The organism is Sphingobacterium sp. UBA3519, assembly GCF_002377215.1.
GTDB lineage: Bacteria > Bacteroidota > Bacteroidia > Sphingobacteriales > Sphingobacteriaceae > Sphingobacterium > Sphingobacterium multivorum.
The window spans coordinates 249807-275741 of record NZ_DFPI01000033.1; the positions used below are offsets into that span (position 1 = coordinate 249807).

The window sequence follows — 25935 nt, forward strand, 5'->3', positions numbered from 1 at the left end:
AGAGGCAAATCCTTTATTTTGTCAACGAAGAAGATTATGAGCTGTTCTTTATGAATAGCTTATATCAGTGGCATGAGATGGGGGATAATAGTTTCGTTTAACACTGTAATACGCATTCTATCTGCGTACTTCTATATTTCTGTGTAAGCTTCAATTTTTTCAAGAAAATTATCTACCTGATAATAAGAGGTCTTCCATTGTTTTTATGCTCTTTTTTTAAAATGCGCAAAAAGGCTTCAGTAGCGCAATCGATCTTTGTGTTAATGAAAATTTAAAAAAGCATGAAGAAATGAAAGCACATATCATCAAGAAGCTCATGGAAATAGAAGCGAGCGAAGGAGTACGTATACTTTTCGCCTGTGAATCAGGAAGTCGAGGTTGGGGATTTCCGTCAATCGACAGTGATTACGATGTTCGGTTTATTTATGTAAGAAAAGCAGAGGACTATAGTCTTTTGTTTCCGCTTCCTACCGAAATGCGGTTTCCGATAACCGATGACCTTGATATCGCAGGCTGGGATCTGTTTAAAGTACTCATCTTAATGTATAAGAGCAATGTGAGCCCATTTGAATGGATTCAGTCACCAGTGGTCTATCACGAGTTTAACGGATTCAAAACAAGTTTTAGGACAATGATCGAAAATTATTTTGACGCACGTAGGCACGCCCATCATTATCTTGGGATTGTCCGAAGCAAAGTGAAAGATCTTCGGCGAGAAACGATGAAGCTCAAGAGCTTATTTTATATCCTCAGATCTTTACTAGCGGCAGACTGGAGTATGACCTATCGCAGTTATGCGCCGATGACATTGGCCGAACTATCCGTATTATTGCCCAATGTTGTTAAAGTCGAAGTCATGCAGTTACAGAAGTTGAAAAGCCAAGTCGATGAAGGTTTTGTATTCAGCTGTTCAGCTACCATAAGGAGTTATATCGAAACAAAGTTAATACATTTAGAGAGCCAAGTAGAACAGGTTCCCGTATCCGTATTGGATAAGGAAGGACTAGAGAATTACTTTAAAACTATATTAAGATGACTATAGACGAACTTCGAAAGAACGGGCTGATCCTGTTTGAGGCCGTTGTCGGCAGCCGGGCATATGGTTTGGCCACCGCATCTTCCGATACGGATATCAAAGGGGTATTTTATCTGCCTCTGGAAGATTACTTGGGTGGTCAATATACTGCCCAAGTGGCTAATGCGAGCAATGATGAAGTGTATTATGAGCTAGGTCGCTTCGTCGAGCTCCTGTCAAAGAGTAATCCGACTGTATTGGAGCTATTGGCTAGTCCTGCCGATTGCATCGTATACCGAGATCCAATAATGGAGCAATTTAAAATGCAGGAATTTATTACGCGGGAGGCCGTTATGACTTTTGCGCAATATGCTATGGTACAGGTGCGTAAGGCAAAAGGGTTGAATAAGAAAATCAACAATCCGATGGATCACGAACGTAAAAATTTGCTGGAGTTCTGTTTTATCATAGCCGGTAATGGTAGTTTACCGTTAAGCGCGTGGCTGAGCAGGCGGCATTGGAAGCAGGAAAACTGTGGTTTAGCAAAGATTGAACATGCAAAGGGAATGTATGCCCTATATTATGATCAGACTCAGACTTTGGGTTATAAAGGCGTCGTGGCTAACCTGGATAGCAATGAGGTGTCGTGCAGTTCTATCGCAAAGGGTCAGGCACTTTGTGCGTACCTCTGTGTTAATTACGAATCTTATTCATCTTATTGCAAGGCGTATAATGAATATTTCAGCTGGGTGTCAGCACGCAATGAGGCACGTTTTGAGGGGACAATGGATCATGGGCAGGGTTATGATGCGAAAAATATGATGCATACCATACGTTTATTGCAACAGGCAAAGGAGATTGTATCCAAAAAGAAATTACAGATACAACGTCCCAATAGGGAAGAGCTCCTGCGCATCAAGAATGGCGCCTATAGCTATGAGGAACTTTTTGTCTGGTCGCAAAAGCTCTTTCAGGAAGTTGAAGAGCTCTGCTTGCACAGTTTATTTCCGGTAGCGCCAGATCAGGTTAAGCTGAAGCATCAATTGGTTGATATGCGTAAGCGTCTGTATCATGTTAAGATTTAATTCTTCATGTCAAGGAGAAGTCAGTAATGGATAGCGTTCCACCATCCTTAAACTTCATGGAAACTAATGCATACTTTGGATTTTAAGCAAAGCATTTGCGATTTCGGTTGCTTTCTCCCGGACGGTGACCGGTTGATTTTTATATGATGGTGGATAATCTCCATTATACCAAGGCATAATTCCTCATTTTTGTATTTAGAACAAGGTACGCGTAGGATATCAAATAAATTTATCTGTTTCTGTACTAATTAGTTAATTGACACAGGATTCTTACAGGAGGAATTTTTTCTTAATTTCGAACCTTTATAGTTATAATTCATTCCATTTATGCTGTTCATTTATACACGTTACGAGTACGTTTTAGGAAGTAAAAATATCACTGCAACATTAAAAAATGAGACCATACCGCAGAATTTCAATCTTAGTATCATTACACCTGCGACCAAATTTTTAGGGTTTCCGGTTGGAGGAGGTCTGGTAAAAATGTCTCGTTTAGTCAATCAGTACGGGCAGGTCATCCACGCAAGAAATTATTCGCCTGAAATAAAAGAAGAGGTAAAGAAATTTAAGAAGACACTAGAAATTCCCTATTTCAAACTTTGGAAAGGGTATTTGATTATAGCATCGATAGCAATTATCGGCTCTATTATTTACGGTATTAAACTGAACATGGATGGCAAGAAATATCGGAATGAAAAAGAAAGTCTTGCTAAGTCGGCTCAACAATTACAGGCAGGACAACTATATGGAGCAAGTTTCTTTACCGATGCTGAAGGAAATAACATCCAAGGTTTACCAGCAGGTTGGGTTAAGATTCTAAAGATAGAAGGAGATACAATCTTTGTCCAACGGTCTAAAAAAATATCGGATCGTGCGATGTTTGAAATGAAAGATTTGGAATCAATTAAGCCAACATCGGATGAAGACTGGAATAATAGGATCGAAAAAATGAATTATACGCTATTTAAAGAAGCTGTAAACAATAAAAATTTATCCGGTATTGATTTATCTTATATTGGTGCAGATCATGATAAATATTCTGGCGTTATTATGTCTTTTAAAGGCGTTGAATAATATTATTTCTAGAATTAAAACTGGAAAAATGGAATGAAAGTTCGCAAGTTTATTATCAAGAAGAGAAGAAATACATCGATATTACCAATTATCAATATTGGTTGATTTTTCAAGAATGGATTTGATCAGCCCATTAAAGTACGCGTTTACGAATTGATGTTTTTTCTCATTTTTGGGGCTACCGTTGCCTTTGAAATAAAATTTTTTCACGTTCATTTTATTCCAAGTACCGTTGTAATTCATAATTTGAGCACTGAAAGTTGGACTATTGATTCTTATTTTTCCATCTTTAAACAAAAAAGACAAGGTATAATCGACATCATAGTAAGCAATACCCGATGTTTTAAGTCCTCTTTGTTGGTAAGCTGCTAAAGTTATCGCCTGCCCGGGAACCAAAGTCAGGCCTTCTTTGGGATTGGAATACAAGCTATTGATCGACTTTAATACATTATTGTAAAGTTCTTGCTGTTTAACGCCAGGAACTTCTACTACGGTATAATCTAGATTCTCTTTAGAAACGAAACCTGTTGGAGCTAGGGTGAAATATTGTGGAAACGCCAAATTTGTGAACAGAAGCAAAAATATTCCGGTAATGATATAATTTTTCATATTAAATTGTTTTAAAGAGAATTAACTTAGCCAATTTTACAAAATAATTCTTTAGTCGCATCAATGTTTCTGCAATGTACTTCATTGTAAAAGAAAATCCAATTGAAAAGTGCATACAGAGGATGTCGAACCATTTTATAACTATACCACTGAGGAAATTGTTTGCAAATCAATGTATATATTTGGATACTAAAAAGATTTAAAGATGATAAAATCAATGCGAACACCAACTATTACCATTGGAATTATAATAATTATTTTAAATTTATTTGGCTGTTCTGGACATACTAAGCAAAATAATAATAAGCCATCAATTCAGAATCCATTAACCGAGCAGATTATTGATACGACTTCGGATGACATCTTATTGGAAGTCGTTTATGATAACCTCTTTCGTAAGTTATCGCCGGCATATGACAAAGAATATGAAATCGTCTTGTCCTGGAACAAGTCCAGACAAGCAATTTATATGATCAGCCAATTAGAAGGAGAAGTAAATAATGGTGGTTATAACCAGTTTTATTTTAATTCAAGCGGTCAATTTGCTGCTGCGTTGCCAGAAGCGCTGAAATTAGTTGGCGCTACTCAATTTGCTGATCTGACCGAGCGGGCAAACAGCACATTTGAAAAGGAGAAATCGAAAATAACCGAAGATCAGGATGGTACGGTAGAAGGTTTTAGTAAATCTTATGAAAACAATCCGCTAAACAAATTTGACGAGGAGTTCTACAAACTTAATGACGCTAAAAACTTGCAAAAAATTCTGGTTGACTACATCCGAAAGAAAAAGAAAGAGTTTACTGATTAGCATGTATTTACATATAGCCAAAAGTAAAATTAAAATTAGAGAATTTGGACCTCGATAGTTTATATGTTGAACGATGCCCTTATCACCGTATTGATTAATGACATTTTCCAGTTGATGATAAAAATGTCACAATGGAAAGAAAATTTTAGATAATTTTTTTACTGGCATGCATTTCAGTAATTTTGAATTTATAACATAAACTTTAAGTAAGAATGGAAAAGTATAATTACGGGGTCATTGGTCTGGGTGTAATGGGAAGAAATCTGCTTTACAACATTGCCGATAATGGTTTTTCTGTCGTAGGATTCGATTTAGATGAAGAAAAGGTAATCGAACTTCGTAAAGGAGTGGCTTCAGGTACACAGGTTGTTGGAACTGTTTCACTAGAGGAATTTGTATTGAATTTAGAAAGTCCGCGAAAAGTTATTTTGATGGTACCAGCAGGCAAACCGGTTGATGCTGTTCTTGAAAGCATAACCCCGCTGCTGAGTCCAAAAGATATTGTCGTTGATGCGGGAAATTCTTATTTCAAAGATACCGAGAGACGTATAGCCGATTTAGCTTCTAAAAACCTTCATTTTATGGGAATGGGAGTTTCTGGAGGAGAGCAGGGCGCCAGAAGAGGACCGAGTATTATGCCAGGGGGAGATTTGGAAGTTTTCAATTTGGTGAAGCCTATGCTGGAAGTTATTTCAGCAAAAGTAAATGGGGAGCCCTGTACCGCTTATATGGGGAAAGGAGCTGCTGGGAATTATGTTAAAATGGTTCACAACGGTATTGAATATGCCATCATGCAATTAATCAGTGAAGCATATGATTTACTGAGAAAAGGAGCTAATCTTACGAATGAACAATTGTATGAAGTTTTTAAAAGATGGAATGAAGGCGAGATGAATTCTTTCCTTATTGAAATAACAAGAGATATCTTCCAGCAAAAAGATGATGTAACAGACGGTTTTCTTGTCGACAAGATTTTAGATAAAGCAGGAGCAAAAGGAACCGGAAAATGGACCTCCCAGGAGGGTATGGAAATTGGGGTCTCTATTCCAACCATCGATATTGCCGTAACATCAAGAATTTTATCCGCTTACAAAGATGAGCGAGCAAAAGCTTCTCAAATATATGCTAAAGAAGAAGTGAAAACTCCAGAAAATACAGAATTGTTTATAAAAGAGGTGGGGGATGCTTTGTATTTATCTACTTTAATCAGTTATGCTCAAGGTTTGGCATTATTGGTAAAAGCTTCTGAGGAATATCAGTTTGAAATTCCGTTAAAAGATGTTGTTAAAATCTGGAGAGGTGGGTGTATCATCCGTTCGGTTTTATTGGAGAAATTTTATCTGGCTTATTCAAAGTACGAGAACTTATCTAATATTTTATTGGATCAGGAAATTTCAGAAATTGTAAAAGATAAAATTCCGTCATTAAGAAAAACGGCTGCTTTTGCTGTATCAAACGGAATTCCAAGTTTAGGAATTCAGTCGGCTCTAGGGTATTTCGAAGCATACACCACAGCATCTTTACCTGTAAACCTGCTTCAGGCTCAGCGTGATTATTTTGGTGCGCACACTTACCAAAGAACGGACAGAGAAGGAGTCTTTCATACTTCATGGCAAACCCCAAATAACTAGATCCTAACAATGAGTGACAATACAATCCTGCATCCAACAACGATCGTTATTTTTGGTGCAACAGGGGATTTGGCAAAAAGAAAGCTTTTTCCAGCCTTCTACAATTTATACATCGATGGCAGAATGCCCAAAGGTTTTAATATTCTAGCTTTAGGAAGAGCCGAAAATACGGATGAAAAATTCAGCGCTTATATTAAAGAAAATCTGGAGAGTTTTTCCAGGAAGACCGTAACCAAGGAAGATTGGGCTGGTTTTCAGGCTCACATCAGCTATTTTCAGCATCAGCTTGATGAAGAAAGCTCTTATCAGAATTTATATCAGAAACTGGAGAATTTTGATAAGGTGTACGGAATGAGAGGAAACAGACTTTTCTATTTGTCGATTGCACCAAACTTTGTATCTGTAATTTCAAATCATCTTAAAAATACATCAATAGCATCTGATCCTGCAACAGATCGAATTATTATCGAAAAACCTTTTGGTCACAATAAAGAATCTGCCATTGAGCTAAATAATCTTCTTTCACAAACTTTCCAGGAAGAACAGATTTATCGTATCGATCATTATTTAGGTAAAGAAACAGTACAGAATATTTTGGCGTTCAGATTCGGAAATTCAATTTTTGAACCTCTTTGGAACCACAGACATATAGAATCGGTGCAGATTACGGTTGCCGAAGAAGTCGGAGTGGAAACAAGAGCCAGTTTTTATGAGCAGACAGGAGCTTTGCGCGATATGATTCAGAACCATCTTTTGCAAATTCTTTGTATGGTTGCTATGGAACCTCCGGCTTCACTTGGATCGGGTGAGATCAGGGATCGTAAAGTTGATGTTTTAAAATCCATCCGTAGGATTTCTCCTGAAAAAGTAGATCATTATGCGGTAAGAGGACAGTACGGACGAGGCAAAGTAAATGGGCTGAAAGTAAATGGCTATCGCCAGGAGGAGGGAATTGCTCCTGATTCCAATACCGAAACATTTGTCGCTATCAAGTTTTATCTGGATAATGAAAGATGGGAGGATGTTCCTTTTTATGTTCGTACCGGGAAGAAGATGAAAGAAAAGCATTCTTATATAACGATTCAGTTTAAGCCACTTCCCAATTCTATGTTTTCAGAAAGCACCTCGCTTCTGTCGGCTAACCGATTGATTATTAATATCCAGCCACAAATGGACATCAGATTGCAGTTTATGTCTAAAAAACCAGGCTTGTCCTTAGCGCTTAAACCTGTGGAAATGATTTTCGATAATTTTGCCTGTCAGACCGATACTCCCGAAGCTTATGAAACTCTATTATTGGAAGCACTTGTCGGAGACCTTACACTGTTTATGCGCTCTGATCAGGTAGAAGAAGCGTGGGATGTGATAAAAACAATTCAGGAAACCTGGGAAAAAACCAAAGACCCCTCTTTCCCAAATTATGCTTCAGGAAACTGGGGGCCTGATGACAGTGATGCACTGGTAGAGCGGCAGGGACATCAGTGGGTTTAAAATCTATTAAAAGAAAATGAATATTACGATATTTGATAATCTGGATGCTTTATATAAAGAAGCAGCAGATACATTTGTTGAGCTTTCGAAAAAAGCAATCCAGAAGCATGATAAATTTGTGGTTGCGTTGAGTGGTGGCTCTTCACCGAAAGCTATTTTTAGTTTATTAGCTACTCCTGAATATGCCGATAAAATAATTTGGGAGAAAATCCATTTTTTTTGGGTAGATGAAAGATGGGTTTCTCTTGAAGATGAGAAAAGTAATTTTAAGATGACTTTGGAAGTACTTTTGAATAAAGTTCCAGTCAATAAAAATCAGATTTTCCCCATGTATAAAGAGGGAATTGAGCCTGAAAATTACGCTAAAGAATACGAAGCGCAAATCAGAAATGTTTTGGGAGCTGACGGTATTTTTGATTTCATCCTATTAGGAATGGGGGATGATGGCCACACTGCCTCTCTGTTTCCAGGTGAAAAGATCCTACAAGAAAAAGGAAAATGGGTTGATGCCTACTATCTAAAGCCACAGGAAATGTTTAGAATTACGTTGACTGAACCTATCATCAATAAAGCTGAAAATATTCTAATTGTTACATTTGGCAAATCCAAGAAAAACGCTTTGAATCAAGTTCTTCATGGTGTATATAATCCTGAACTATATCCGTTACAGTTAATTGAAAAAAAAGCAGGAGTCCAGATTTTTACTGATAAAGAAGCTGGAGTTTAATTGAATTGTCTTTTCATCCGAATGCCCTTTATTTTCAATTGTATTTTGGGGGTAGGCAGTATGCATGCGAAAGATTTAGGAACACGTTAGATTCCTATAAAATCGCAACAAAAAGTATGAGTAGAAGGAGGATCATAACGCCAAACAACATAGGATTCCATTATATGGAGGAATATTAACCTCCATTTCGATATTGAGATTATCAAAAAGACCTTTCCGCAATTGCGGAAAGGTCTTTTTGATTCCTCTTTTCGTGCGATGAAAGGAATTTTATTAATCCTAAAAATACGCAGATTTTAGCTGAGTATAAGATGAATTTTCTGGAGTAGTCTACAGTACATTTCCCTTAGCAATTGGGACCTGAGGTGAAACAAAAAAATCATAGCAGGTTTTAGTGAATTTCCGAAGATTGACGGGAAATGACTTAAAACTATTTATTTTCTTTGACAGATTCATCTATAAGTTTCATTAGATGATCGACAGTTTTAGCTACCTCTTCTTTCTTCACGACTAAGGTTTTTTTTTCTAGACCCGGAGGAAGAGAAATCTTGCCGTTAAATTCAGGAAGAAACAAATTGATCTTTTCCTGATCCATTTTATTGAAATTAATAAAAGTCCATTTTTTGGTTTCGTCCTCTTTTAACGCTAATAAGTAAGCCGAAGTAATAGCCATTTTGCCTTTTTCAGGCATAGACATTACCAATACCTGAGGAATAAAGCAGTAGGCTATCCCATCAATTTTTGAGACATCTATATCGACATAATTGATCGTGGAATCAATTTTAACCCCATATTTTATAAGAGATGAATAGAGTTCCTTGGTCAGTTTTGTTGCCTGATCTATCCCGCCCATGCTTTCAATTATGCGGGGCGATGTTTGACTTATAATACCTTCGATATCTCCAGAAATAGATGCTTTTGTCATGATAGACAGTGCTTCCCTGAGCTGCGGATCTTTTTGCGCGAAGCTTGTATGATGAAAAATAGTTAATAGCGTAATTAACCAAAATACCCTTTTTCGCTGGATGTATTTAAACCGGTTGAACCAATTGTTACTTTGCATAATGGAAAGAGGTTAATTTCCGTTGAATGTACGGGTTTTTATTTATAAATCAAATTAGATAAGTGTCTCCGTATGAAGTATATTTTATTAATCTCTATTAACGCCAAAGCACAGGAGATAGAGATTTTAATTTGACTAGATCGTATCGGAAAGCATTTTTCAGGGACACCGATGGAATCTATTCAATTTCGAATATAGCCTGTATTTCGACTGAAGTATTTCCTGGGAGTGACGAGGCTCCCACCGTTGCCCTGGCGTGTTTTCCTTTTTCACCAAATACTTCTACAACCAAATCTGATGCAGCGTTCATGAGGTCAGCATGTTTGGTATAGTCATCAGTTACATTAAAGTACCCAGTTAACTGAACACATTTTTTTATGCGGTTAAGATCGCCTCCCACAGCATTTTTTAATACTCCCAAAACATTGAGCATTGTGGTACGTGTCGCTTCCTTAACCTGCCTTTCATCCACGTCTTTACCGAGTTTTCCGGGGTATTGTAATTTCCCATCCTTTAATGCATATTGATTAATAAATACCAGGTTTCCGGTACGTACAAATGGCTGATAATTTCCAGCAGGTTTTGGAACATCAGGCAGGATAATTTTTTTATTGATCAGTTCCTGATTTATATCATTATTGTTTTTTTGTTCAATAGGAGCGGATTCTTTGTGAAATGTTCCTTGTAAGGCCTTTGCAACCTTCCCGAAGTTTTCCCCCTGATCTTCGGCAAGAAGGCGTTCATCGGAGCTCGGACGTGGCACATTTTTTATACCTACCAAGCTCGTGGTTCCTAAAACAGAATTGCCCTGAGCAATTGATCTGTCAATTTTGTCATTTGAGCGTATGCCATTTGAAACAAGTATCATTCCATGAACCGCAAGAGTATTCCAAAACGACTGTAAGGCAAGTTCACGTCCTGCTCCGGTACCCGCAGACATAAATACGCTGGCAGGCATTCCTTCAAGTGCGTGTTTCGCCCATAGATCTGTTGTTTTGGAGAAAAATTCGCTCATGCCGGTACTAATATTTCCAAAATACACCGGAGAGCCAAACGCGATACCATCATATGATGAAAGTTCCTCCATACTAACAACTGGGATAGTTTTTAAAATTGGATTGTCCGAATGCTTTACTTGTTTAATTACTGATCGAACATTTGAGTTTTTTTCTAAGCCTTTAGCAAATTCTTTTGCTAATTCTAAAGTCCCACCGTTATCGGAGTAAATAAGGACCAAGACATTTACATCTTTCTTTTGTGCCATGGATTGAGTTGATAAAGTAGTCATCATAACCATTAAAAGCAGTAATAACTTTATAAAGTTTTTCATTTCTAAGTATTTGGTCAAAATTAATCAAAGTACTTTTTTTAACTTTGCCAAAAAGTGTATGCAAAACGACATGGTTAAATGTGGATATCGTAGGATTTAAATGCATTTTGGGGAAATTTAAATATGTTGAAAATATGTTATCAATATTTTTTTTAATTTGTTGCGAATTATAATCCGATAATAGTTGACAAGGACGGTTCTTTAAATGTCCGAGAATAACCTTGACCTGTTTCCTATTCAATGAGGCTGGCCGCAATTTCTTGTTTTGAAGGCTCTCGAACAATGGTTATTTTATTGTTTTTGAAGGATATATATCCGCACTCATTAAATTTAGTTAACCATCCCATCATTGGCCAAACTCTCCATTTTAGGAAAAATTGATTAGCGTTGATGACAATTGGTTTGAAGTGGTTTAAAGGGGGATTATAACTTGGATGATATTGGTGGTAGGCCAATGCGTCGATCGTGATATGAGCAACCCCATTATTCCTCGCACTGAAACCAAAATCGGTATCTTCAGCTCCATATCCAATATAATTTTGATCAAATCCTCCAATTTTATGGAAAGTCTCTTTGGTACACGCAAAATTGAGGGACCAAAAAAGTTCATAACTAAATTGATCTACATCTTTCCTGACAGGATCCGGCCTGCTGTTTTGCATCAACTGCGACATCCATCCAAGTTTATCTGCAAAGCCTTTTTTTAAATACCTTACCCGGCCGCTTATTAAAATATTTTTTGTTGAATAGGGCAGATACTGTTCTATTAAATCATCTGCCGGAATACAATCTACGTCTAAAAAGATATTAAATAAAGAACTCGAACTTTTTATAGCCGTATTTCTTGCTTTGGCCAAATTTAATTCACCTGTTGTATCTATTTCCAAGGACTTTATCTTAAAGGGATATTCGTCTTTGAGTGGGTAGGCACGTTCATTGATATAGACAATGATCAGCTCTGTGGGTAGAATAGAATTTTTTGCGAGCCCATTCATCAGGTTTATTAGCGCGTCATGGCGTTTATGTACGATCGTCAATACAGAAATGGAAGCGGTAGAGTACATATTATTTATATAAAGTTTTAAATAGATTTGAATGCAATTTCTTAAGGCGCGCAGCAATTTCGATGGTCGCTTTTGGGTTCATCAATTTTTCCCATGCTTCGACCTTTAATTTTTTTGCGTTTTCAATGATGTGGGACCAATTGACCTGATGTAAAGCTTGCTCTTCTATTATCGTCGCTACACCAGCATTTTGCAGTAGCTTGGCTTTTATTTTTTGCTCTTCAAAAGGCCTTTCCGCAGGTACGCAAATAACTTTTTTTCTTAAGTCGCCCAGTTCCATCACGCAGTTGTGTCCCGCATTGCTTATCACGATGCCGCAATTTTTTAATATATCGTATGCAGTTTTTGAATTGCCATAATAGCTGACTCCACTAATAGCGTGATAATCTGGTATTGTGCCGAGTATATGTAGGCTGGATGTTTCAGGTAAATCTTTCCGAATTTGAGCGATGAGCTTCCAATCGAAACATGTGCCACCTCGTCCAAAGAACATCGCTATTTGATCGTCCGCACTCGTATTGTTCTCAACCGACATGCCGCTATATTTGGAGAAGCCACCTGAATAAAATGTTTTATGCGCAAAATCGCTTTCAATATCTTGAGCCATTGATTTTGCGTATGGTGCCAACACAAAAGAAGCGCTTTCATAAGCCATTAAGTGTGCTAAGTCGGAGCGGTTGCCATGTTGTCTTACGACTACTGTTGGTATCCCACAGAGACGCGCAAGTAAAGTTATCTCGACCGAAACATCAACGATTAGTAAACAGTGGTTGTGCTTTGCAAAAAATTCTGTTATAAGGTAATTTCTATTTATTATACCCTTCACATTCACGGGAGCATAATGTAAAAAACTCAGGTCACTAGCAGCCCAATCCCGATCGCTATTGGCGGGAATATCAAATGGCAATTCGATTGAACGAATACCTTTTGGTATTAAATCTTTATAAGTTTCTAATGAACTACCGAGGAAAACCACTTCATCAGCGGGTAGTTGCGCAGCTATAGCTAAGGCTCGAGTAAGATGACCAGACCCATGGTGGTGAATGTAAAAAGCATATTTATAAGACATATTTATCTGCACATTTTTTGATTACTTGAGCAAATATATTTTCGTAGGAAGATACCATATGCTGTATATCCAATGATGATTCAGCATGCACTCGGCATGCTTTGCGACTAAGCTGTGCTGCGTCGTTTATGCAATTAGCCAATTCTGTCACTGAGCAGGACGCTGTAAGACATCCAGTTTCTTTTGTCACAATTTTTGGTAGCGCTCCTCTCGCAAAGCCAGCGACTGGCGTTCCGCATGCTAAGCTTTCAGCAACAACCAAACCGAAAGGTTCTTCCCAGCAGGGGGTAATCACACTTACTGCCGCATTTCCGATTAGTTCATTAAGTTGTTCGTGTGTGCAATGCTCTACCCATTCAGCGTTTTCATCGAGAAGCGGTTTGACAAAAGTTTCGAAATAATGTTTGTCTGCGACCGAGCCTGCGATTTTGATAGGTCTTCCGGCCAATTTTGCAGCTGCTATTGCGAAATGGGTTCCTTTATCGGGATGAATTCTGCCAAACCATAATGCATACTCTCCAGAGTTATTTGCTATATAGCTCCATTTATTCAAATCAATTCCATTGTGTATGACCTTACAATTGGGTATATAGGGCTCCCACATTGATGCATTTGTTTGCGAGACAGATACATAAGTCATTTTGTTGTATCTGTTTGCTGCCATAATAGCTTTTTTCATCTCAAAAATAGGAGGTGTATGCAATACTGTTACCATCGGTGTTTCCGCTAAGGTCGCCATTGTAATGGGTACGTAATTTAGGCTATTGTTAAATATAACATCAAAATCATATTGGTCTATCTCCTGCATCAGCTCCAGATAGGCGTGATGTGTCGATATAAAATCTTCACTCAATTCATGCGAGCGAAATCTACTTAATGTCTCCATATCGTAATCTACATCGCTAAGGATAGCATGCACATTTAGAGAAGGATCGGAATGCTCACTGGCAAACAAGGTAACCTCGTGTCCCCTTTGCAGTAAAAGTTTAGTTACTTCGTATGTAAAGGCTTCCAACCCGCCCATAAATGGTTTGCGGATGGGATGTTTTAAATGAGCTAGCACTGCTATTTTCATAATATATTGATTGTATATGTGATGCACGTGACGTAACCATGCTGATTAGAACAGCACCAAGTGAAATTCGTTCACCGTTAGTAACAATTATTTTTAGGATCCCTAAAACCAGCTACTATTGAATTGACTATTTCGACGCTATCTAGGTTGATATGCCAAACTCTTGTAAAAACCTATAAAACAATAGGGATTAAGCTTCCTCCTTTTAGCACTTTATTCTAAACAAAGCTATGTACCAAATGGTTATTTTAGTCCTCCATTATCAATATTACGTATCATGTTAAGGTCGAGAATCAGAGTCTCGACCTTTTTTTGTTTAAATTTAAACCATTTCCTCTTGAAAATAGTTCAATAATAAACCAAAGTATATATATTATGGCACTTACAACAGGAAATGAAGACAAAGTAACAAGAGAGGTAGAAAACCAAACTTCTAAAATTCCATCGATTTTATTTTTAGCAGCTTCGCTGGCAGCGATGGGAATTTCAGCAGCATTAAAATGTTGCAAAACAAAAGACGACAATAATGCACTGTTTGTCGGCCAGTGGGCGGCGCCGTTTTTATTATTAGGTATTTACAACAAGATTGTTAAGACTGAAGGGCACGATTAGTATGTTTTATTGTGATGAGTGTTTTAGAGGCTGATCTTATGATCAGCCTTTTTTAAATAGTAGGATTTCCTCCGAATCGAAAAATTCAATTGTAAATCAGCATAACGTCGCCGCCTTAATCCAGGCTGGCCATTTGCTGTTTCGACCATTTTCACAGATTGGATTATTCCGAAACTATTCGCTCATTTTTCCTGTTATATTTCTGTAACAAAGACCGCAAATACCATAGAGTTATGAGTTTACAATTAAATAATGTTCTACCAGTAATTAGTGCTTCACCTGAGATCGAAAAGTATGAAGGGGTTTTTCACAAGGAAGTGGTAGAAGGTTTAAATACTTATCCGAAGAAATTATCTTCAAAGTATTTTTATGATCCCATTGGCGATCGACTTTTTCAGGATATCATGCATATGCCCGAATATTATCTGACCAACTGCGAGCTTGAAATATTTCGCACAAAAACTGCTGAGTTAGCAGATTTCATCACAACTGATGAATCCGATTTCGACCTGATAGAGCTGGGGGCAGGTGATGCCCTTAAATCAAGTCATCTGTTAACCCATCTCAGTGCACATCATAACACGTACTCCTACATGCCTATCGATATATCGGGCAATATTCTTGCGGTATTAGGCGAAAAATTACATCGTGACATTCCAACTTTAGACATCGTACCGTTGGAGGGAGAGTACTTTGAAATGCTTGACCAGGCGATGAAAATTTCCGAACGGCGAAAAGTAGTTTTATTTTTAGGTGGTAATATCGGCAATATGGATATGGACGAAGCCCACTTTTTTTGTGCCGAAATCCGCCGTAAACTAAGCCCCGGTGATATTATTATAATCGGTTTTGATCTCAAAAAAAATCCACACACCGTTCTTTCTGCCTATAACGATAAAACCGGAATCACGTCGGCCTTCAACATCAATTTACTGAATCGCATCAACCGGGAACTTGAAGCTGATTTTGATACCCAATATTTTCAGCATTATCAATCCTACGATCCAATCTCCGGAGCCTGCCGCAGTTTCTTGGTCAGTCTAACCAATCAACATGTCCATATCAAAGGCGAGTCTATTTTTTTTAAGGAAAATGAATTAATTGACATGGAAATTTCTCAGAAATATGCTCCTGAGGAAATACAGCGAATGGCTTCTATAGCAGGATTTCAGCTGATCGCAAATGTTGAAGACAGCAAAGGATGGTTTGTTGATTCGGTATGGAGGGTGTCCTAATAAGTTTTATTTATGAAAAATATACAAAATGCGCTTATCGAAATGTCCGAAAAGCAAAAATGGATCGATAGCTATCTTGCTATACGGGCTTATTCCGAAGAAATTTGCCAACCATTGGAAACTGAGGATTATGTTGTTCAGCCCATAGGAGAGGTTAGTCCTCCGAAATGGCATCTTGGACATACCACCTGGTTTTTCGAAACATTTATTTTACTTCCGCATTTGCCAAACTATCAGCCATTCGACGCTGAATACAATTTTGTGTTCAATAGTTACTATGAAACAATAGGAGCTCGGGTGATTCGTACAGATCGAGGAAATCTGAGCAGACCTTCCGTTGCAGACATCTATAGATATCGCAAATGTGTGGACAAGTCCATGATTGAGTTTTTGGATGGTGGGTTTTTGACAAATGATCTCCTTGACATCTTTGTGCTAGGATTAAATCACGAACAGCAACATCAAGAATTGCTGCTTACGGATATCAAATATATACTGGGGCACAATCCCCTTTTTCCTGCCTACGGCAGTACAAAAGCTCCTGTCAGTTATGCGGCTGCCGAATCAACGTATGTCCAATTTGGTGCTGGGATTTATGAAATCGGATATGAAGGTTCAGGTTTCTGTTTTGATAATGAGAAAGGAAGACATAAGGTCTATTTGAATGACTTTGAAATCGCGAGTGATTTGGTGACAAATAAGGAATACATTGCTTTCATGGAAGATGGTGGGTACGACGATTTCCGGTATTGGCATTCCGAAGGTTGGGACTGGGTAAAACAGCATCAGGCTCAGGCTCCCTTATATTGGCATTTGATGGATGGACAATGGATGAATTATACCTTAGCGGGGTTGATGGAAATAGACTTGGAAGATGCAGTTTGCCATGTCAACTTTTATGAAGCTTCCGCATTTGCAGCCTGGAGGGGAATGCGGCTTCCGACAGAGGCAGAGTGGGAGGTTGCGGCAGATCATCTCAATTGGGGACAGCGGTGGGAGTGGACCAATTCTGCATATCTTCCTTATCCCGGATTTAAAAAGGAGGCTGGCGCCGTGGGTGAATATAACGGAAAATTTATGGTTAACCAGATGGTCTTGCGTGGAGCCTCCATTGCAACACCTAAAGATCATAGCCGCAAAACGTACCGAAACTTTTTTCAGACGGCACTGCAGTGGCAATTTACAGGTATTAGACTCGCGAGATAATATGATAGATATCGTCTCCATTTCAAAATTCTTTAATGGAAAGGCCGCAGTCGATCAGATTTCCCTTCAGGCCAATCAAGGCGAAGTTCTTGTTCTGCTAGGAACTAGCGGTTGTGGAAAGACGACAACCCTAAAAATGATCAATAGGCTTATCGAACCCGATAAAGGCCAGATCTTTATTGCTGGCAAAGATATCAGAGAAAGAGGCATCCATGATTTACGTAGGCAAATTGGTTTTGTCATGCAGCATGCCGGCCTTTTTCCGCACTATACCGTTGCACGCAATATTGCTGTAGTTCCAGAATTGTTGAAATGGGAAAAAAAGAAAATAAGCATGCGTACTGCGGAGCTACTTCACAAATTAAACTTGGGCGAGGAGATCCAACAAGGTTATCCCCATGAACTGAGTGGAGGGCAACAACAGCGCGTAGGCATTGCTAGGGCACTGATCGCCGATTCACCTATTCTATTAATGGACGAGCCATTCGGAGCACTGGATAATATAACCAAAGCAGATATCCACGCAGAATTCAGATCCTTGGAGGAGATACGCAGTAAGACGATCATCCTCGTTACGCACGATGTGTCTGAGGCTTTCGAACTTGGACAGCGGATCTGCTTAATGGACAAGGGGAAAATCGTGCAGATCGGAACGCCAAAAGAACTGTTATATAGACCTGCAAATGAATTTGTAGCCAATTTCTTCGCCGAAAATCGCCTACTATTGGAGTATAAAGTGACTACCTTACAAGAACTACAAGGGATTACGGCGATAGATCCTTTTATCTCGCGTTATGGATTTACATTGAGCACAGATTTATGGCATGCCACCCAGGTTCTGAGTATGCATACAGATACGGCGCAAGCCTATGAAACGCTAGTGGGCGCATTTAACAACTATCGAAAACAACAAGTGGTATGACGGCGCAAAGTTTTTGGCAATTTATTCTCGAACAACAGGACAAGCTATTGACCCAGATTGGCCAACATCTCGGGCTTACATTTTTATCTTTGGTATTTGCCATTCTTATCGGAGTGCCTCTAGGGGTACTGATCTCGAGAAAGAGAAAATTTGCTGCTATTATTTTAGGTTTCGCAGGTGTTTTGCAAACTGTACCGAGTATTGCATTGTTGGGTTTTCTTATTCCGGTTCTGGGTATCGGAGCCATTCCCGCCATTGTTGCACTATTTATCTACGCTCTCTTACCCATTATCCGGAATTCCTTTACCGGCATTACAGGAGTTGGTTCCAGTATCGTAGAGGCAGCGAAAGCGATGGGTATGACCGATTGGCAACTGCTCCTCAAAGTAGAACTTCCACTTGCCATGCCAGTGATTATCGCGGGCGTACGTACAGCGGCAGTGATCAATGTTGGCGTAGCAACCTTGGCATCATTTGTTGCCGCCGGGGGCTTGGGTGAATTTATTTTTGGCGGTATATCCCTTAACAACTCCAACATGATCTTGGCCGGCGCTATTCCTGCAGCATTATTAGCAATCCTCTTGGACAAAGGCATTGCACTAATCCAATATTCCCTGGTAAATATCAAAAGTCGACAAACCTATATTATATTGGGCATATTCACCGCAATGTGCTTTTTAAGTATGCTTTATATGGCTATGAGGTCCAATGACAGTCGCATCAAGGCAGGTTTCACACCAGAGTTTATGGGACGTCAGGACGGTGATCTGGGACTTCGCAGTATCTATGATCTTCAGGTCAACCCACTTGTTGTCAGCGATGCAATTATGTATAAAGCCGCTTATGAAAAAGATCTTGATCTCATTAGCGGATACTCCACCGATGGGCGGATCAAGGCATACGACCTGTTTGTGCTGGCAGATGACAAGAAGATTTTCCCACCTTATTTTGCTTCACCGATCATCAAGACGGCAACCCTTCAGAAATTCCCCAAGCTGGAAGAGACAATGAACCTGCTGGCAGATAAGTTCAATGATTCGGTCATGACGGAGCTCAATTATAAAGCAGATTTTTTGAAGCAGACGCCAGAACATATTGCAAAGGACTTTCTGCTGCACAACAATCTTTATAAGCCAACTGGTTCTGGGAGCGCCGGTACGATAAAGGTAGGTTCAAAAATTTTTGCAGAACAATATATTTTGGCTGCGATATACAAAATTCTGATCGAAGGCCATACCGATTATAAAGTAGATACAAAGACGGGGTTGGGTGGGACCAAAATATGTTTTGATGCTTTGATGAGCGATGCCATTGATTGCTATGTAGAGTACACGGGAACAGGCCTTTTGGTGTTGTTAAAACCAAATCAGCAGGTATTAGGAAGCGTATCCAAAAGTCCTTCCGATACCTATAATTACGTAAACAATGAGTTTCAGAAGCTGTATGGCATCAAGTGGTTAAAACCTTTAGGATTTAATAATGCTTATGCGTTAATGATGCGGCGGTCTCAGGCCAGAGAACTCCATATTGAAAGAATTAGTGATTTGAAAAAATATTACTAAAAGGGGTATAAAAATTAAATCAGAAAGTCAAAAAATGATGTTCCGAAGCATTTCTCCTGTAGGATTACACCTCATATCGTTGGTTTACAAAGCCCAAATTTGCTTGCTTGCTGTTATATAAGGAAAGACAAAAAACAGCGTAGCCCCGATTTAATGCCAAGCTGGATGAGACATAATACCAATTCTGCACCTGCGCTCCGTCGGGTCGGTATCTATTTGGTTGAAGGCAAAATTGTCCTGGACTACGGAATCCCTTCCATTGAGGTGATCCGCTGCGCTAAAAAGCCACTAAAACCCGATTCGAGGAGTGAGTAACCTGCCGCTTTAATCCAGTACTGCAGGGAGGTTAGGATTTATTATAAATTTACCTTCTGCCGTCTCCTGAATGAAATCTGATAGATTGATATGAAGCATTAATGTATGGTTTTCATTTGGAAAAAGCTTACTGTCGGCTGCGATATTCACCGCGATAATTTCTCCTTGTGGCATCTCTAAAGCATAGGAAAGGTCATCTATGACTATTTCATTCCCTGTAGGGGCTACTTTTAGCATAACTTCCTGTAGGCTGCCATGGGGGACATGTCCACCCGCGATGATGCTATCCGTTTGAATTTTCAGGATGTTTACCCTTTTATTTGCTACGACCTTTCCTCCACCTGCAGACGTGCGGGTCCATAGCTGCTGGATCTCGAGATGGACTGCATCATACTGATCACCTTGAGTTTTCACCTTCACTTTTAAGTGCGCCTGCTCAGGTGCGGGGCTATCGTCCTCATGGCAGCTACCTAAAAATATGAGGAGGACCACAGCCATAAGGTGCAAGAGGGTAGAAACCCTGCGGGCGGTTAACTTCGTGTTTTTTCTATTGGAAATCAGGGTCATAATTGTTTTTTAAGTTGAACACAAGCGGAGCAGTCATCGTTTGTTTTTTTTAACAGCCCGCTACGTGAACCCATATATACATTGTCTTTTCAACAGAAGAGATGATCGTGTAACCACTGTTATCACGAATCGACAATTGCCGAGCTGCCCTTTTTCTTAGAGATCGACCAGAACAAAGGTGGCACCCTGTAATAAGAATCTACGAAAATTGCGACAGGGAGGTAGAGGATATAACAATAGAATTGATTGAATCAGGGGAAATTCCAACTTTAGAAAAAAGGCCGGCGACATGAATTACCGACCTTAATAACTACTAAAACAAACTAACTTAACCTATCAGATAACGATATCCATTTATAATAGTTCATTTTTTAGCAAAAAAAAGACTAATCTTTCGATTAGCCCCTAACAGCTATTTTGTTTTAACGTTCTTCGTTATCTGCCATGATTTTAAATGATGATTGTAGGCGAGCTGTACACCCAACGTTGAGACTTTTTCCTTGAAATATGTTGACGACCAAAATCTGCAATTGGTCGCAAAACTTATACAGGACAGTTTGAATAGTTATATATAAAAAGGAGTAACCACCACGAGTCTCTTGATTCGGGAATGGATCCGATGCAAGCGATCAGTTAGATTTAGTACTTATTAGGATGTGCTGCTAAGCACAAAAAGTTAATGACTTTTGAACCATATGGGTTGTGTTTCTGTTCCAAAGTAAAGACAACCGTATATAGCTTTCGAAGATGAAATTTGTCAAAGTAAATCGAGTCGTATTAACCGCGCTGCGAGCGATGGGGTATAATGTGCTAATTTCACCTGTCACTGTCCAGGATCCACAAAATATTACCTGGAAGGCGATATGGGTAGATGACGTAGATACCTGGATCAGGAGTTTGTATTGTGGGCATGGAAGTACGGCTCGTCCTAATATTCTCGGCATTGATTATGTATTAGCCAATGTTCCCGAGTGCTATTTGTCGGGAAGTGTATTTATAGAAAGTGATAAGGTCCATTAGGCTATAAGTCCGCTTGGTTATTTGGCGTGAATATCTTCTGTTTAAAGATTATTGTGACTACATTTTTTTAAGAGATCCAGAGGTTAAAAAATCGTTGTATGATTACCCATTTACCATTCACTTTTTCAAGCAGAAATGCATCACCGTTTCCACATAAAGGGCCGCATACATAGTCGACCGGCACGTATGCTTTTTTGCGGTTATACCCGATAATGGGAAGATGAAAGTAATAAATGCTTTGGTTGCGGTCCATCCTGTATTTATCGGCGTCATCAACAGTGTACGCTGCTTTGATCGCGTCTGGAATTGGGATGATTGCCTTCCTTTCGTTCATCTGATTAAGCATATCCAGCGAATCTGTGAGCTGGTTATCCAGTATTTTCATCAGCTTCTGTGGATCGACGTTGTAAAAAACATAATTCCTGTCATGCAATGATGAGATAGAATCTCTCATAAACTTGTTATGAATGAACGCCCTTCGTTCTCCTTCACGTTGCAGTTTGATACCAGCTGAATCGTCAGACAAAATTGTTTCTAAAATGGAAACATAGTCTTGTTGCATTGAGCTGTCATTGTATATTTTGGACTTATCATTTTGTACCGGTGTCATTGTACTTTTACGCATTGTGCAGCCCTGGAGAACTAAAAAAAAGAAGATAATATATAGATTATTCATATGCAATTAGTTGTTCCTATTTCCGTACCAGATCTGTGCCAAAAAACTTCACTGAGATAAGTAATTCTTTAGTCGTATCCTGTGCTATTCGAAAACTTTTTGTTGCTCTGTGTAATAAGTAGTTCTGCCGCTAATTTTGGTTTGCAATATTTCATGACCCTTACCATCAACCTTCGCATTTTTGTTATGGACTTTCATGAAGTCCCTTATCTCACCGTTAATGATTTCAGGATGCTCTTTTAGAATCTGCTGTTCGGCATTTTCCAGTACTTCCTTAATTGCTTTGGCAAGATGTTGTACCTGCTTTTCGGGAATTTTGTTTGAAATTGAAAGTGGTGATATCCCTGCTTCATACAGGATTTCGTCAGCGTAGGCATTTCCAATACCACCAATGACATTTTGGTCCATCAGGAGAGTTTTAATTTTGGCCTTGCTTGATTGCAGCAATCCGAAAAGTAATTTTGGATTTAGCTTTTCAGAAAGTGCATCCATCACCTTTGCATGTTCAGGATTCAATTCTATATGTGCCATCTTCTGAAAGTCGGTAATGGATAGCGTTCCACCATCCTTAAACTTCATGGAAACTAATGCATACTTTGGGTTTTCGTCCTCCGAATATATCAGTTTGCCATGCAACATGAGATGAATCGACAAGATAGCATCTTTGCCAAAATCAAAAAAAAGCCTTTTACCTTCCCGATAAACTTTGATGAGTTTTTTGCCTTCAAGAGTTTGCAGATCATTCAGGCTGACTTTGGTCTTTTGTTTGTTGTGAATGGCAGCTTTTTCAAGCACTTTACCTTTAAGCATTTTTGTGAGATTTTTGCTGAAGGCCTGTAGGTCTGGTAGTTCTGGCATAGTCGTCGATTTTAATAATTTGTGCTTCCTTACTTTCTATTTTCCTCTTTTACCTTTTTAAAATGCTCCCTCGCTTTTTTTAGGCCGGTTGCTATGGCAATTCCTTCTTCGGCGCCTTCCTCAAGCAAAGCATTTGCGATTTCAGTCGCTTTCTCCCGGATGTTGACCGGTTGATTTTTATATGATGGTGGATAATCTCCATTATACCAAGGCATAATTCCTCCTTTTTGTATTTAGAACAACATCAGAATAGTGATAGTTTTCAAACTCTATTGGTTGGCGGTTGTTCTATTCCAAAAACTTTATTATGACAGACAATAAAAATAAAAAAGATGCAAGGGATCGCAATCAGGTAGCTGGCGGTGAATCTTATGAGGTCGATTATTTGGCAAAAGAACTTGGCGTAACCCGGCAGCAAGTCGAAGAGGCAATTAAAAACGTTGGTAATGGTCGTGAGGATCTTATAAATTATTTGAAAAATAAAAAATGAAAATATGGCAGCTATAGCAACGTTCACTGGAATTCCGGTGACAAATAACATAGGAGTAGAAAAATATTGTGATTTTGAAGTAGGACAGGAGGGGCAAAACGGACCATATGCCAGAATTACGATGGATGGCTGCCAGATGATCCTAGATGAAGATTTTGGTTTTATAGAGGGCGATCTTGCGGAAGAATGGAGGGAACCCGCTATTGCCAAACTTCTTCTTTTACTAGAAGTAGACCGAAACCGAGATGAAACTTTGAGCTAGCTAATCTGTTCATTACTTTTCTCAAGTTTAATTATGATATTCCGGTTACAAGGACTCTACTATTTATTAGCGGGAATTTGCCCCTTAAAGTATTGACCATGCACAGGTATGAATAGTATTGAAAGATAAAAATAAATATGACTGGTATTAAGAAATCCAAAAATGAGCTGTTAAAAGATGCACGATTGCAGGAGCTCGAAGGTAAAACCGAAGATGCCATAAAAAGCTACAACTTGGTCATAAGTAAAGACCCACTACAAGCAGGGGCATATAACAGATTAATGATTCTTTATCGAAAGCTCAAAGAATATAAGAAGGAGCTAGCCATTATTAAGCAGGCTATCGCTGCCTATGAGAAGGATTTTAAAGACGATCAACAGACCTGGAAGAAAGCAAACAGTAAGTCCGCACGCCTCAGTCTTAGTTTAGCTAAATCTATGGGGCTTCTCAACGATAAAGGCCTCCCTGTATATGAAGAATCTCAGATCATCAGGTGGAGAAAACGAATGGAGACCGTACAGAAAAAAATTAAGACACCTGCAAAGCCACAAAAAAAGAAACCGACAAAACGTTTAAAAAAGCAGAATTAAACGCACCCATAAACTCGAAATTATCTATTATCATCTTTTCTCCATTTTAGCTCTCCGTGTTGAATCATTCCGATGTATTTTTGTACCTGCTCGTCGGTCAGTAGGCTGTTGTCCTCAATATGATAATCGAAATTCTTAGAAATAAAAAGAGGAGGTAAAGAAATTTAAGAAGACACTAGAAATTCCCTATTTCAAACTTTGGAAAGGGTATTTGATGATAGCATCGATAGCAATTATCGGCTCTATTATTTACGGTATTAAACTGAACATAGATGGCAAAAAATATCGGAATGAAAAAGAGAGTCTTGTTAAATCGGCTCAACAATTACAAGCAGGACAACTATATGGAGCAAGTTTCTTTACCGATGCTGAAGGAAATAACATCCAAGGTTTACCAGCAGGTTGGGTAAAAATTCTTAAGATAGAAGGAGATACAATTTTTGTCCAACGTTCTAAAAAAATATCGGATCGTGCGATGTTTGAAATGAAAGATTTGGAATCAATTAAGTCAACATCGGATGAAGACTGGAACAATAGGATCGAAAAAATGAATTATACGCTATTTAAAGAAGCCCTGAACAATAAAAATTTATCCGGTATTGATTTATCTTATATTGGTGCGGATCACGATAAATATTCTGGCGTTATTATGTCTTTTAAAGGCGTGGAATAATATTATTTCTAGGATTAAAATTAGATAAATGGAAGGGAAGACAGGCAATCTTGATGGGATGGGAGTGGAAAATACAGAACAAGCAGAGCGCAATAAATTGTCCAAAAAAAGCAGTCGATTTTTAATAGTGCTACCTTTTCTGCTGCCATTATTTTTTATCGGAAAAACTTTTGGCTGGTGGCAAAAAGAATTTGTTGCCCGGGGGTATATTATTGGAATAGAGTCAAACGGTAAAGTTTATGAGTTGGGCAATGGAGGTGTTTTCGCTTTCAGTAAAAGTTTTATTAGGGATAAGAATGTATTTTTAAAGGCGGGAGCTGGCACGGTATGCTTTATTTCTGCACTAGCGGAACAACAATATCAGCTCAATTCTGAAACTACTGTTAACCCATTTTTTCAGGGAAGCGTTACCTTCATCAGTAACAGTGAAAGCTCGAAAGTTTATTGTCAGGAAGAGAAAAAATACATCGATGCGAGTTCATTTTATACGGTCAATAGTGTCTTTGATCGGAAAGGGCATCTTTTGTTGGCTTATAGTACCGACAATGAAGCACCAAGATCCTTAAGAAAGACTCCGTTTATTAAAACTATTATAAATCAGGGAATGTCTCGGCGTTCAGGCGGAAGTGTAAGCGATGTAGAAGACCCTTATATCAACGTCTCGGAAATCTTTGAGCAGTTTTTCGATAGAAAATTGAATTATTCCGTTGATGAAGAAAAAAAAATCATACGTTTAATATTATAAGCATCTCCTCCATATTTTTTTCGCAGGTAAGTATTGGAGACTACATTTTCAAAGGCTAAGTCGAGCTCAGAAACAATGAGCCTGAAGAGTTTTTAAACTTACGCTAGGTCGTAACAAAAAACCTCTTACAGCCTAGGATATTTTTGAGAATCAATTGCAGG

29 protein-coding genes are annotated in these 25935 nt (G+C 38.7%); 19 read left to right on the forward strand and 10 right to left on the reverse strand.

The window, feature by feature from the left end; all coding sequences use genetic code 11:
* Positions 1-289 precede the first annotated feature (289 nt).
* From B3297_RS21565 to B3297_RS21575, 3 genes are all read left to right on the forward strand, one after another.
* Entirely contained in the window at positions 290-1036 is a 747-nt protein-coding gene (locus tag B3297_RS21565; protein WP_070566414.1) for a nucleotidyltransferase domain-containing protein, read from the forward strand.
* A complete protein-coding gene (locus tag B3297_RS21570; RefSeq protein ID WP_286779476.1) occupies positions 1033-2100 on the forward strand; it encodes a DNA polymerase beta superfamily protein in 1068 nt (355 codons plus the stop codon). Before B3297_RS21565 ends, B3297_RS21570 begins: the two co-directional genes overlap by 4 nt.
* A 327-nt stretch (positions 2101-2427) precedes the next feature.
* On the forward strand, positions 2428-3174 hold the full coding sequence (locus B3297_RS21575; RefSeq protein WP_112374589.1) for a hypothetical protein: 747 nt from the start codon (positions 2428-2430) through the stop codon (positions 3172-3174).
* Positions 3175-3255: 81 nt separating this feature from the next.
* Here B3297_RS21575 and B3297_RS21580 read toward each other — a convergent pair whose 3' ends face one another.
* Positions 3256-3783 (reverse strand): DUF4468 domain-containing protein, encoded by a 528-nt coding sequence (locus B3297_RS21580; protein ID WP_070566421.1) that lies wholly within the window; start codon positions 3781-3783, stop codon positions 3256-3258.
* 205 nt (positions 3784-3988) lie between these two features.
* Between B3297_RS21580 and B3297_RS21585 the strand changes: the two genes are divergently transcribed.
* From B3297_RS21585 to pgl, 4 genes are all read left to right on the forward strand, one after another.
* The gene (locus B3297_RS21585) at positions 3989-4591 is read left to right on the forward strand and encodes a DMP19 family protein (RefSeq protein ID WP_070566424.1); all 603 of its coding nucleotides are present in this window, start codon (positions 3989-3991) and stop codon (positions 4589-4591) included.
* 212 nt (positions 4592-4803) lie between these two features.
* Positions 4804-6222 carry an NADP-dependent phosphogluconate dehydrogenase gene (gene gndA, locus B3297_RS21590; protein WP_070566426.1) on the forward strand — a complete coding sequence of 473 codons (1419 nt, stop codon included), beginning with the start codon at positions 4804-4806 and terminating at the stop codon, positions 6220-6222.
* Positions 6223-6231: 9 nt separating this feature from the next.
* Positions 6232-7713 (forward strand): glucose-6-phosphate dehydrogenase, encoded by a 1482-nt coding sequence (gene zwf / locus B3297_RS21595; RefSeq protein WP_070566428.1) that lies wholly within the window; start codon positions 6232-6234, stop codon positions 7711-7713.
* 16 nt (positions 7714-7729) lie between these two features.
* Positions 7730-8440 (forward strand): 6-phosphogluconolactonase, encoded by a 711-nt coding sequence (pgl, locus tag B3297_RS21600; RefSeq protein WP_070566430.1) that lies wholly within the window; start codon positions 7730-7732, stop codon positions 8438-8440.
* 430 nt (positions 8441-8870) lie between these two features.
* Here the strand turns inward: pgl and B3297_RS21605 are convergent, their stop codons facing one another.
* The 5 genes from B3297_RS21605 to B3297_RS21625 all read right to left on the reverse strand — a co-directional run bounded on the left by B3297_RS21605 (position 8871) and on the right by B3297_RS21625 (position 14041).
* Positions 8871-9503 (reverse strand): hypothetical protein, encoded by a 633-nt coding sequence (locus tag B3297_RS21605; protein ID WP_070566432.1) that lies wholly within the window; start codon positions 9501-9503, stop codon positions 8871-8873.
* A gap of 178 nt (positions 9504-9681) precedes the next feature.
* Positions 9682-10833 carry an NAD(P)H:quinone oxidoreductase gene (locus B3297_RS21610; RefSeq protein ID WP_070566434.1) on the reverse strand — a complete coding sequence of 384 codons (1152 nt, stop codon included), beginning with the start codon at positions 10831-10833 and terminating at the stop codon, positions 9682-9684.
* Between the two features lie 233 nt (positions 10834-11066).
* Positions 11067-11897 (reverse strand): glycosyltransferase family 2 protein, encoded by an 831-nt coding sequence (locus B3297_RS21615; RefSeq protein WP_070566436.1) that lies wholly within the window; start codon positions 11895-11897, stop codon positions 11067-11069.
* Between the two features lies 1 nt (position 11898).
* Positions 11899-12966 carry a glycosyltransferase gene (locus B3297_RS21620; RefSeq protein ID WP_112374591.1) on the reverse strand — a complete coding sequence of 356 codons (1068 nt, stop codon included), beginning with the start codon at positions 12964-12966 and terminating at the stop codon, positions 11899-11901.
* Positions 12956-14041 carry a glycosyltransferase family 4 protein gene (locus tag B3297_RS21625; RefSeq protein WP_201639352.1) on the reverse strand — a complete coding sequence of 362 codons (1086 nt, stop codon included), beginning with the start codon at positions 14039-14041 and terminating at the stop codon, positions 12956-12958. Before B3297_RS21625 ends, B3297_RS21620 begins: the two co-directional genes overlap by 11 nt.
* A gap of 375 nt (positions 14042-14416) precedes the next feature.
* On the opposite strand from B3297_RS21625, the gene B3297_RS21630 reads away from it, so the two are divergent.
* From B3297_RS21630 to B3297_RS21655, 6 genes are all read left to right on the forward strand, one after another.
* Entirely contained in the window at positions 14417-14653 is a 237-nt protein-coding gene (locus tag B3297_RS21630; RefSeq protein WP_070566443.1) for a hypothetical protein, read from the forward strand.
* 233 nt (positions 14654-14886) lie between these two features.
* Positions 14887-15888: an L-histidine N(alpha)-methyltransferase gene (locus tag B3297_RS21635; protein ID WP_115048238.1), complete on the forward strand. Its 1002-nt coding sequence runs from the start codon at positions 14887-14889 to the stop codon at positions 15886-15888.
* A gap of 12 nt (positions 15889-15900) precedes the next feature.
* Positions 15901-17094: an ergothioneine biosynthesis protein EgtB gene (gene egtB, locus B3297_RS21640; protein WP_175442001.1), complete on the forward strand. Its 1194-nt coding sequence runs from the start codon at positions 15901-15903 to the stop codon at positions 17092-17094.
* Position 17095: 1 nt separating this feature from the next.
* Complete coding sequence (locus B3297_RS21645) at positions 17096-18016, forward strand: ABC transporter ATP-binding protein (protein WP_070566447.1); 921 nt, start codon at positions 17096-17098, stop codon at positions 18014-18016.
* Positions 18013-19578, forward strand: a complete 1566-nt coding sequence (locus B3297_RS21650) for an ABC transporter permease/substrate-binding protein (protein WP_115048239.1) — start codon at positions 18013-18015, stop codon at positions 19576-19578. Before B3297_RS21645 ends, B3297_RS21650 begins: the two co-directional genes overlap by 4 nt.
* Before the next feature lie 165 nt (positions 19579-19743).
* On the forward strand, positions 19744-19893 hold the full coding sequence (locus B3297_RS21655) for a hypothetical protein (RefSeq protein ID WP_286779477.1): 150 nt from the start codon (positions 19744-19746) through the stop codon (positions 19891-19893).
* A gap of 9 nt (positions 19894-19902) precedes the next feature.
* Here B3297_RS21655 and B3297_RS21660 read toward each other — a convergent pair whose 3' ends face one another.
* Complete coding sequence (locus tag B3297_RS21660) at positions 19903-20460, reverse strand: DUF4382 domain-containing protein (protein ID WP_286779478.1); 558 nt, start codon at positions 20458-20460, stop codon at positions 19903-19905.
* 747 nt (positions 20461-21207) lie between these two features.
* Here B3297_RS21660 and B3297_RS21665 point away from each other — a divergent pair.
* Positions 21208-21480, forward strand: coding sequence for a hypothetical protein (locus B3297_RS21665; RefSeq protein ID WP_286727686.1), 273 nt, complete (start codon positions 21208-21210; stop codon positions 21478-21480).
* Positions 21481-21547: 67 nt separating this feature from the next.
* On the opposite strand, the gene B3297_RS21670 is transcribed toward B3297_RS21665, so the two are convergent.
* The 3 genes from B3297_RS21670 to B3297_RS21680 all read right to left on the reverse strand — a co-directional run bounded on the left by B3297_RS21670 (position 21548) and on the right by B3297_RS21680 (position 23229).
* The gene (locus tag B3297_RS21670; protein WP_147282029.1) at positions 21548-22156 is read right to left on the reverse strand and encodes a hypothetical protein; all 609 of its coding nucleotides are present in this window, start codon (positions 22154-22156) and stop codon (positions 21548-21550) included.
* 84 nt (positions 22157-22240) lie between these two features.
* Entirely contained in the window at positions 22241-23014 is a 774-nt protein-coding gene (locus tag B3297_RS21675; RefSeq protein ID WP_070568434.1) for an Fpg/Nei family DNA glycosylase, read from the reverse strand.
* A 29-nt stretch (positions 23015-23043) separates the two neighbouring features.
* Complete coding sequence (locus B3297_RS21680; protein WP_070568431.1) at positions 23044-23229, reverse strand: hypothetical protein; 186 nt, start codon at positions 23227-23229, stop codon at positions 23044-23046.
* A gap of 92 nt (positions 23230-23321) precedes the next feature.
* Here B3297_RS21680 and B3297_RS21685 point away from each other — a divergent pair, with 92 nt between their 5' ends.
* The 5 genes from B3297_RS21685 (at position 23322) to B3297_RS21705 (ending at position 25774) form a co-directional block, all read left to right on the forward strand.
* Entirely contained in the window at positions 23322-23504 is a 183-nt protein-coding gene (locus tag B3297_RS21685) for a DUF3606 domain-containing protein (protein ID WP_070568428.1), read from the forward strand.
* A gap of 4 nt (positions 23505-23508) precedes the next feature.
* Positions 23509-23766 carry a hypothetical protein gene (locus B3297_RS21690; protein WP_070568425.1) on the forward strand — a complete coding sequence of 86 codons (258 nt, stop codon included), beginning with the start codon at positions 23509-23511 and terminating at the stop codon, positions 23764-23766.
* Between the two features lie 137 nt (positions 23767-23903).
* The gene (locus tag B3297_RS21695) at positions 23904-24356 is read left to right on the forward strand and encodes a tetratricopeptide repeat protein (RefSeq protein ID WP_286779479.1); all 453 of its coding nucleotides are present in this window, start codon (positions 23904-23906) and stop codon (positions 24354-24356) included.
* A 214-nt stretch (positions 24357-24570) separates the two neighbouring features.
* Positions 24571-25029 carry a hypothetical protein gene (locus tag B3297_RS21700; RefSeq protein ID WP_286779480.1) on the forward strand — a complete coding sequence of 153 codons (459 nt, stop codon included), beginning with the start codon at positions 24571-24573 and terminating at the stop codon, positions 25027-25029.
* A 28-nt stretch (positions 25030-25057) separates the two neighbouring features.
* On the forward strand, positions 25058-25774 hold the full coding sequence (locus B3297_RS21705; protein ID WP_286727683.1) for a hypothetical protein: 717 nt from the start codon (positions 25058-25060) through the stop codon (positions 25772-25774).
* Positions 25775-25935 lie beyond the last annotated feature (161 nt).